At 63.5% G+C, this 8,591-nt stretch carries 10 protein-coding genes; 6 read left to right on the top strand and 4 right to left on the bottom strand.

Translation table 11 applies throughout. The annotated features are described in order from the left end of the window. Positions 1–1,131, top strand: a 1,131-nt coding sequence (locus A2J01_RS15635; protein ID WP_064113061.1) for a CaiB/BaiF CoA transferase family protein, incomplete at its 5' end; no start/stop codon positions are given. On the opposite strand, the gene A2J01_RS15630 is transcribed toward A2J01_RS15635, so the two are convergent. Next, a complete protein-coding gene (locus A2J01_RS15630) occupies positions 1,053–1,847 on the bottom strand; it encodes an LLM class F420-dependent oxidoreductase (protein ID WP_030537640.1) in 795 nt (264 codons plus the stop codon). The genes A2J01_RS15635 and A2J01_RS15630 overlap by 79 nt on opposite strands. 294 nt (positions 1,848–2,141) lie before the next feature. On the opposite strand from A2J01_RS15630, the gene A2J01_RS15625 reads away from it, so the two are divergent. Together A2J01_RS15625 and A2J01_RS15620 are read left to right on the top strand one after the other, a co-directional pair. Continuing rightward, positions 2,142–2,750 carry a ClpP family protease gene (locus tag A2J01_RS15625; RefSeq protein ID WP_064113060.1) on the top strand — a complete coding sequence of 203 codons (609 nt, stop codon included), beginning with the start codon at positions 2,142–2,144 and terminating at the stop codon, positions 2,748–2,750. A 4-nt stretch (positions 2,751–2,754) separates the two neighbouring features. Further along, positions 2,755–3,342 carry an ATP-dependent Clp protease proteolytic subunit gene (locus tag A2J01_RS15620; RefSeq protein WP_003945993.1) on the top strand — a complete coding sequence of 196 codons (588 nt, stop codon included), beginning with the start codon at positions 2,755–2,757 and terminating at the stop codon, positions 3,340–3,342. Here the strand turns inward: A2J01_RS15620 and A2J01_RS15615 are convergent, their stop codons facing one another. Genes A2J01_RS15615 through A2J01_RS15605 form a run of 3 tightly spaced genes read right to left on the bottom strand, consistent with a single transcriptional unit; the run spans position 3,343 to position 5,088 of the window. Further along, positions 3,343–3,711, bottom strand: coding sequence for a helix-turn-helix domain-containing protein (locus tag A2J01_RS15615; protein WP_003946041.1), 369 nt, complete (start codon positions 3,709–3,711; stop codon positions 3,343–3,345). A 58-nt stretch (positions 3,712–3,769) separates the two neighbouring features. After that, on the bottom strand, positions 3,770–4,267 hold the full coding sequence (locus tag A2J01_RS15610; RefSeq protein ID WP_042450620.1) for a TIGR04338 family metallohydrolase: 498 nt from the start codon (positions 4,265–4,267) through the stop codon (positions 3,770–3,772). Continuing rightward, positions 4,264–5,088: a DUF2786 domain-containing protein gene (locus A2J01_RS15605; RefSeq protein WP_064113059.1), complete on the bottom strand. Its 825-nt coding sequence runs from the start codon at positions 5,086–5,088 to the stop codon at positions 4,264–4,266. Before A2J01_RS15605 ends, A2J01_RS15610 begins: the two co-directional genes overlap by 4 nt. A 114-nt stretch (positions 5,089–5,202) precedes the next feature. Between A2J01_RS15605 and A2J01_RS15600 the strand changes: the two genes are divergently transcribed. The 3 genes from A2J01_RS15600 to A2J01_RS15590 all read left to right on the top strand — a co-directional run. Next, positions 5,203–6,276, top strand: coding sequence for an ABC transporter ATP-binding protein (locus tag A2J01_RS15600; protein WP_003946073.1), 1,074 nt, complete (start codon positions 5,203–5,205; stop codon positions 6,274–6,276). A 170-nt stretch (positions 6,277–6,446) separates the two neighbouring features. Then, complete coding sequence (locus A2J01_RS15595; protein ID WP_064113058.1) at positions 6,447–7,736, top strand: ABC transporter substrate-binding protein; 1,290 nt, start codon at positions 6,447–6,449, stop codon at positions 7,734–7,736. 20 nt (positions 7,737–7,756) lie between these two features. Continuing rightward, positions 7,757–8,591: carbohydrate ABC transporter permease (locus tag A2J01_RS15590; protein ID WP_064113062.1), on the top strand; the 835-nt coding region annotated here is incomplete at its 3' end.

Raw genomic sequence — 8,591 nt, 5'->3', positions numbered from 1 at the left:
CTCGGTGCCGACGTCACCAAGATCGAACACCCTGAAGGCGGCGACCCCACGCGTTCGTGGGGGCCTCCCTTCGTCGGGGTCGATGCCGCCTACTATCTCGCGATCAACCGCGGTAAGAAGTCGGTCACGATCGACCTCAAGTCCACCGAAGGACAGGAGATCATCCACCGTATGCTCGAAGAGACCGATGTGGTCGTGGAGAACTTCAAGCCGGGCAGCGGATTACAGAAGATCTTCGACTACCAGGCGCTGTCCGAGCGATACCCGCATCTGATCACCCTGCACATCTCTGCCTTCGGTGAAGAAGGACCGCTGCGCGACGAACCGGGGTACGACATGATCGCGCAGGCCGCGGGTGGGCTCATGTCGCTCACCGGTGAACCGGGTGGTGCTCCGATGAAATCCGGGTTTGCGTTGGGAGACTTGGGCGCAGCGCTGTTCGGACTGGTCGGGGTGCTGGCTGCATTGGTCGAGCGAGGCCGGACCGGACGCGGACAGTACGTGACCACGTCGCTGTACGAGTGCCAACTCGCGATGCACGTGAATTGGGCGACCAGTTACTTCGCCACCGGTGAGCGCCCGACTGCGTTGGGCTCAGGTCATCCGAATCTTGCTCCGTATCAAGCATTTCCTGCCAGCGATGGGTACTTCGTCGTCGCTGTCGGCAACGACGCGATGTGGGCGTCGCTGGCCGAGGCCATCGGAAGGAGTGAACTGGTCACCGATCCGCGTTTTGCCCACAACCGCGACAGGGTGGAGAACCGCGAGAGTCTGGAACGAGAACTCACCAGCGCCTTCGCATCGGAGACCGTCGAACACTGGTGCGCTCTTCTCGCCGAACGCGCCGTACCGGTCTCACCGATCCGGCATCTCGACGAGATATACTCCGATCCCCACACTGCCGCGCTCGGCATGGTCGGAACCGTCGACCATCCGACGCTCGGACCGTTGAAGCAAGTGGCCTTTCCGGTTAACTTCTCCGGCCAGAGGCCACGTCTGACGTCGGCGCCGCCCGTTCTCGGCGCCGACAACGACGAAGTCCTTGGTACCGCTCAGGCCAGCCCGCTCAACGCAGGCGGCGTGTTGTCGTCGCGCCAACCGATGGCCTCGGCAAGCGTCGTGAGGTCGTAGTCCGGTCCGCTGACGCCGACGGTGAAGAGTGAGACACCGTCGGCGACCAGGTCGGCTGCATTTTCGAGCCCAGGCCACGGAACCGAGTGCTCTACTTCCAGCGGGTTCCGGCCCACGTCGGCGCAGTGGTCGGAGAGGATGTCTGACTTGCGCAGGTGTGTCTCACGGTCGCCGAAGCTGTGCCAGACGTCGGCGTACTCGGCGACCAAGCGCAGGGTCTTCTTCTCGCCGCCACCGCCGATGAGGACCGGGATGTTGCGCGTCGGCGGCGGGTTGCCCTTCGCCAGGCGGCCCGTGATGCGGGGGAGGTATTCGCCAAGCAGTTTCAGCCGTGAACCGGGAGTGCCGAAGTCGTATCCGAACTGGTCGTAGTCCTTCTCGAACCAGCCGGCACCGATACCGAGGATCAGGCGCCCACCGCTGATGTGGTCGACGGTTCGCGCCATGTCGGCCAGCAGATCCGGATTGCGGTAGCCACCACCGGTGACCAGGGCGCCGATCTCGACGCGTTCGGTCTGCTCGGCCCAGGCGCCGAGCATGGTCCAGCATTCGAAGTGTGCGCCGTCGGGATCGCCGGTCAACGGGTAGAAGTGGTCCCAGTTGAAGACGATGTCCACCCCGGCGTCCTCGGACCGCAAGACGGCGTCGCGTATCAACCCGTAATCGGGTGCGTGCTGGGGTTGGAGTTGAACACCGATGCGTACCGGACGAGTCATGCCACGCTCCTGACGAGAGGAATGGTTGTCTTCTCCCATCATGGCCGGGTGTGCGCGGTACCGCTACCGCCGCCGTCGGTGACGGGTTTGCCCGCTCTTGTACCCACCCCTTTTCGAGCGAACGGTACTTTCGGCGCCTTAGATCGACTGAAAGTGCCGTTCGCTCAAACAGGGGGCAGTCAAAGGGGGCAGACAAAAGGGGGGCAGGCAACAGGGGGCGGGTAAAAACAGGGGTGGTCTGCCCACAGCAGACAAGCGGGGCCGCGGCACTGCCGCGCCGGTAGGAATGGATTCATGACTACTGAAGCTCCCACCGATACCGGCTACCGTGACCTGTTGACAGACAGGCTCTTACGACAGCGAACCATTCTGCTCACCGGCGAGGTCAACGACGCCATGGCCGAACGTGTGTGTTCGGAACTGGTGCTCCTCGCCACCACCGACCCCAAGCGCGACGTCGTGCTGTACATCAATTCACCTGGCGGATCGGTGTTTGCCGGTCTGGCCATCTACGACACGATGAAGCTCATCCCCAATGACGTCGTGACGGTCGCGATGGGCTTCGCCGCCAGCATGGGCCAGGTGCTCCTCTGCTCCGGCACCCACGGCAAACGAATCAGCCTGGCGCACAGCCGCATCATGATGCACCAACCTTCGGCGGGTATCGGTGGCACTGCGGTGGACATTGCGATCCAGGCCGAGAGTCTCGAGCTGATGAAGCGTCAATCGCAGGAAATCCTCGCCGCCGAAACGGGCCGGACCGTCGAAGAGATCGAGACCGACAGCGATCGGGATCGCTGGTTCACCGCCGAGCAGGCGCGCGAGTACGGAATCGTCGACCGCGTCGTGACGTCCTTCGCCGAGATAGCACCGCAAGCCACCTTCCCCAAGATCGGATTGTGACGTCATGTCCCAGTACACGATTCCCAGTGTCATCGAGCGAACACCAACGGGTGAGCGATCTTTCGACATCTTCAGCAGGCTGCTCAACGAGCGCATCGTCTTTCTCGGCACAGAGATCGACGACGGCGTCGCCAACGTCGTGATGGCTCAGATGCTGCATCTGCAAGCCGACAACCCGGATCGCGAAATCGGTTTGTACATAAACTCTCCCGGCGGTTCCACCACGGCGATGCTCGCGATCTACGACACCATGCAGTTCTTGAAACCGACGATTTCCACGTACTGCATGGGTCAAGCGGCTTCGGCTGCTGCAGTGCTTCTGGCCGCCGGCACTCCAGGCCATCGGCATGTTCTTGCCCATTCGCGGGTGCTGCTGCACCAACCGTCGACGCAAGGTAGTGGCACCATCTCGGACCTCGCGCTTCAAGCAGCCGAGATCCTGCGAATCCGGGAGCAGACCGAGGCGATTCTGAGTAAGCACACCGGTCAGAGCGTCGAGCGATTGCGTAAGGACACCGATCGCGACAGGATCTTCACCGCCGACGACGCAATTTCCTACGGGCTGGCCGACACCCTCATCGAAGGGAACTGACTAGGCCGCCATCAGGACGGGACCCGAGATCGGTGCGGGAGAGTGCCCGAAGGTGAGGGAGTTGAGCGCAACGATCCGGTTGCCCGCTCGGAACAGCAGGTGCTCGAGCGGCATCCCGAGCGCTTCGCAGATGGCGCGCAGAATTTCCGACGACGGTTCCTTCTTGCCCCGTTCGATCTCGGAGAGGTATTGCTTCGACATCCCGACCTTTGCGGCTACGTCGTCGAGAGTTCGGTCCTGATCGCGTCGAACCTCCCGCAGCACTCGTCCGTAGGCTTCACGAATCAGTGGGGGTTTGCGCACGGCAACAGCCGGATCGGGGAGTTCCGACTCACCCTTGACCAGGACCAGTCTGCGCGGCGCATCCATAGGCCGAGTATTCCAGCCGACCGGTACGGACACCACCGGGTTCGCCGAGGGCTGACATCTAGTCCGTTCGAACACCACCGGCAAGGAACATCGCTCGAAGAACGAAGGCCGCCTCGGGCCCGATGATCTCGCCGACAAGGCTCGTGTAGCGGTCGACGAACTCGGGCCCGTGGGAAGCCTCGTCGGAGGCGGGGTCGCCGAGGTGGTGCGCAAGTTCGTGCAAGACAACGAATTCGCGTAGCGCCCACCGGCCGTCACGGTCGTCCGGGACGGCGATGACGTCGTTCGAGTAGTGAGCGGCGGCATTGCCGCCGCGGGAGCGTACGGACACCGGAATGGTTGCGCGAGTCCAGGTCTCCCGTACCCAATTCAGCCCGAGTAGCTGATCGCAGTACGCCTGGACCGACTCCACGGAACCGAATTTGCGCTCGACCGGCAAGGTGATGGTGGAACCCATGACCTCGACGCTCCGAAGTCCACGCTGGTCGGCGCGATCGAACATGGTGCGCACCAACGTCTCTGCCTCGTAGACGGCGCTCCGCTGCGTATCCCTCACGAGTCCAGCTGCCCGCGCACCCCGCCGATCTCCGGAAGGTTCCCCAGACGTGCGGAGCGCGCAGCCCGATCACCCGCTCGTCGAGCATGCGAGGAATGCCCGGCGCTTGCGCGGCCGCCGCCCCGCCACGTCCCACGCGCTTTGGAGTTGGACGAGTAGTAGTCCTTCAGCTCGATTTCCTTGTTACGCAGCACGAGTGCGGTTTCGGAAGACGACGTGGCAGATTCTGCGACCGCAGTCTTCTCCGTCTCCTGCTTCGTCTCGGCCAACCGAGCGCCGATGCGGGACGCGTACGCCATCTGGAAGTTCAGGCGCGCCGTCACTCCGGCGACCGGCTTGCGGACCTGCGTGCTGACGCGTCGTCGTCCACGAGTTTCGACGACGGTCCGCATGGACGTTTCGCCGCGGTACGCCCCGGAACGCACGTACGCGTCGGAGTCACGCACCATCTGGAAGAGCAGGCTCGAATACAGGGCCTCACACACGTCGATGTCGCCGGCGAAGCCGTAGGCGTAGATGACGGCCGACGTCTGCGCGATGTCGCATTGCACGTCGTTGGCAGCGGCGATGGCGATGAACAACTGGGCGTACGTTCGCAGTCCGCGCTTGCCCGGTTCGCCGATGGTGATGAGCCGTTGAGTGGGCGTCGCACGCTTTTCCGAAGACGCGGTGTGCGCACGCGCGACCGCCAGGTCGATCGCGGAACTGGTGGCCAACCGCTGAGCGGCAGCCATGAAGGCTTCACCTTCGTGTGGATTGTCGGTGGACTCCGCTTGGCGAAGCAGCGCACCGATGCGGGTCAGCATCTTCTCCGAACTCACCGTGAAAGACTACGCTCGGGCGCCGACACGGACGTTTATGCTGCTAGCGCACACGCTCACCCTCGACTTGGATCGTCCGGCACGTTCCTGCCGGTAGAAGGGATCAACCCCGTCATGGCTTCAGTGACTTTCGAGAGCACCACCTGCCTGTTCCCCGGATCGAACACTCCGGCAGTGGACAAGCTCGACCTCGAGATCGAGGACGGCGAGTTCCTCGTCCTCGTCGGACCCTCCGGCTGCGGAAAGTCGACCACCCTGCGCATGCTCGCCGGGCTCGAAGACGTCCACAGCGGACGCATCCTCATCGGCGACCGCGACGTCACCGGTCAGGAGCCGAAAGAGCGCGACATCGCGATGGTCTTCCAGAACTACGCGCTGTACCCGCACATGTCGGTGGCCGAGAACATGGGTTTTGCGCTCAAGCTCGCCGGAACCAACAAGACGGAGATCCGCGCCCGCGTCGAAGAGGTCGCGAAGATGCTCGATCTCGAGCCGTACCTCGATCGCAAGCCCAAGGCGCTGTCCGGTGGCCAGCGTCAGCGAGTGGCGATGGGCCGCGCCATCGTTCGCCAGCCGCAGGTCTTCCTGATGGACGAGCCGCTCTCGAACCTCGACGCGAAACTCCGTGTGCAGACACGTACGCAGATCGCTCAGCTGCAACGACGCCTCGCGACGACGATGGTTTACGTGACCCACGACCAGGTCGAGGCCATGACGATGGGTGACCGCGTCGCCGTCCTCGAAAAGGGAATCCTGCAGCAGTGCGCCTCGCCGCGCGAGCTGTACAACAAGCCGAAGAACGTCTTCGTCGCCGGCTTCATGGGTTCGCCCGCGATGAACCTCTTCACCCTCCCCGTCGTCGACGGCGGCGTCGCATTCGGTGACGGGATCGTTCCGGTTCCGCGCGAGACGATGAACGGCGTCGTCGAAACCGAGGTTGTTCTGGGTATTCGCCCCGAGCACCTCGAGATCGCAGCCGAAGGCCTGCCGATGGAGGTCGACGTCGTCGAGGAACTGGGCTCGGACGCCTACGTCTACGGCCGGACCACGATCGGCGGACGGTTGCAGCAGATCGTCTCGCGTGGTGACTGGCGCAATCCGCCGCAGAAGGGCGAGCGCGTCAACCTGCGCGTCGACCCCGAGAAGGTGCACATTTTTGCCACCACCGACGGGCGTCGCCTGGGTTAGGTGGACCTGTCAAACGACACATGACCGATTCAGGTTCGGCGTAATACCCACAAGTAGGGGTGTCTCGTGCCACAGTAGGGGCCGATGCCGGGAGCCGGCACTCATGGCGCATGCCGTGAGCAGGCTCTCGGTGACCGTCTATTTGTCATACACATACGGGGAGCGAATCCATGGTTCTGAACTCGAAGGCGATGCGCCGCGCTGCAATTGCAGCCACGGCAGCGTCCATGCTGGTACTGGCAGGCTGTTCGTCCGATTCGGACAAGGACAGCGGAACCAGCACCACGGCCGCATCCGGGGGATCGTCCTCGAGCGAAGGCCGCGGACCCATCACGATCGTCGAGGGGCAGGATGCCCTGAACGAGGCGCTCGAAAACATCATCTCCGACTGGAATGCCGAGCATCCGGACGAGAAGGTCACGCTCAAGCCGCTGGCGAAGGAAGCCAACGCGCAGGTCGACGACATCACCCAGCGCATGCAGGCCAAGAGCGACGAGTACGACCTCATCGGCGTCGACGTCGTCAACACCGCCCAGTTCGCCGCAAACGGTTGGCTGCTGCCGCTCGAGGGTGACCTCGCGATCGACGAGTCCGGCCTCCTGCCGTCGACCGTCGCTTCGGGCACCTACAACGGCAAGCTCTACGCAGCGCCGAAGAACACCAACGCCGCATTCCTGTACTACCGCAAGGACCTCGTCGAGAAGGCCCCCACCACGTGGGCCGAGCTCAAGGAAAACTGCCCGAAGGCTGTCGAAGCCGGCATCTCCTGCTACATCGGTCAGTTCAAGAACTACGAGGGCCTGACGGTCAACACCTCCGAGATCACCAACGCCTTCGACGGCCCGTGGGTCGGCCCGGACGGACTCACCCCGGCCATCGACGACAAGACGAAGGCAGGCGTTCAGTCGATCGTCGACAACTTCGCCGACAACACGATCCCGCAGGAAGCGCTGACCTACTCCGAGGGCGAGTCGCAGACCGCGTTCGGCGACGGCAAGGCACTCTTCATGCGCACGTGGTCCGGCTTCTCGGTCGACGGTGAGAAGACCTCGGTTGCCGGCAAGTACGGCTACACCGTTCTTCCGGGTGTCGACGGACCGGGCGCTTCGACCGTCGGCGGCTACAACGTCGGCATCAGCGCGTACTCGGACGCACCCGCCACGGCTCGTGACTTCCTCGAGTTCATGCAGACCAAGAAGTCGCAGACGTACTTCACCGAGGTCGGCGGCGCACCCGTCCTCTCGGCTGTCTACGACGATCCGGCAGTGCTCGCTCAGTTCCCGTACTTCGCGACCCTGAAGGAAGCACTCGCCACCGCTCAGCCGCGCCCCGTCACGCCGTACTACACGCAGGTGTCGAAGTCGATCTCCGACAACACCTACGCTGCTATTCGCGGCGAGAAGACCGTCGAGCAGGCTTTGGCGGACACCAAGGCCGGCATCGAAACCGCCGGTAACTGATCTACCAGGAGCAATAAGCAATGGCAGAACCGCAGGATCCTTCCGCGGCTGTGCCTACCAACCCCACGGTCGGGGCCGATTCAACCGGTCCCGACCGTTCGGGCGTTGGTGGGAGACACCGTGCACCGGAACCGCTAGAAGAGCCGTCGGCATCCGAGGCAGCAGGGACATCCCTGACCAAGGTTCTGCCTGACCTTGCAGCTACTCCACCCCCACCGACCTCGCCCCCGCCTGCGTCGGCCGACAAGCCGAAGAAGCGTCGACGAGTTCCGGTGTGGGCGTTCGTCGCACCGTCGCTGATCGTTCTCGCCGTCATCATTCTGTATCCGCTCGGACGAGCGATCTGGATGTCGATGCACAGCGACGGCAAGAAGCTCGATCCCGAGACCGGCATGTTCGTCACCGGTCAGTTCACGTGGTTCGACAACTACAAGAACTGGATCACCCAGTCCTGCAACACCGCCAACGGCTCGATTCCCTGCCCGCCCGGCACACTCGGATCGCAGTTCTGGCAGTCGATCGGAAATACGTTCGGCTTCACCGTCGTCACCGTCCTGCTCGAGACGGTGATCGGTCTGTCGATGGCGTTGATCATGGCCAAGACGTTCCGCGGACGCGGTTTGCTCCGCGCTTCCGTGCTGATTCCCTGGGCCATCCCCACCGCCGTCACCGCGAAGCTCTGGTTCTTCATCTTCGCCAACGACGGCATTGCCAACAAGATCCTCGGCACCAACATCCTGTGGACGGCGGACCCCTGGCCGGCGCGATTCGCGATCGTCGTCGCCGACGTCTGGAAGACCGCGCCGTTCATGGCGTTGCTGATCCTCGCGGGTCTTCAGATGATTCCAGCCGACG

It is taken from the genome of Rhodococcus sp. EPR-134, from assembly GCF_001647205.1.
Classification (GTDB): Bacteria; Actinomycetota; Actinomycetes; order Mycobacteriales; family Mycobacteriaceae; genus Rhodococcus_F; species Rhodococcus_F qingshengii.
The sequence above is the reverse complement of the archived record's forward strand: the minus strand, read 5'-3'. Positions and strand labels throughout refer to the sequence as shown.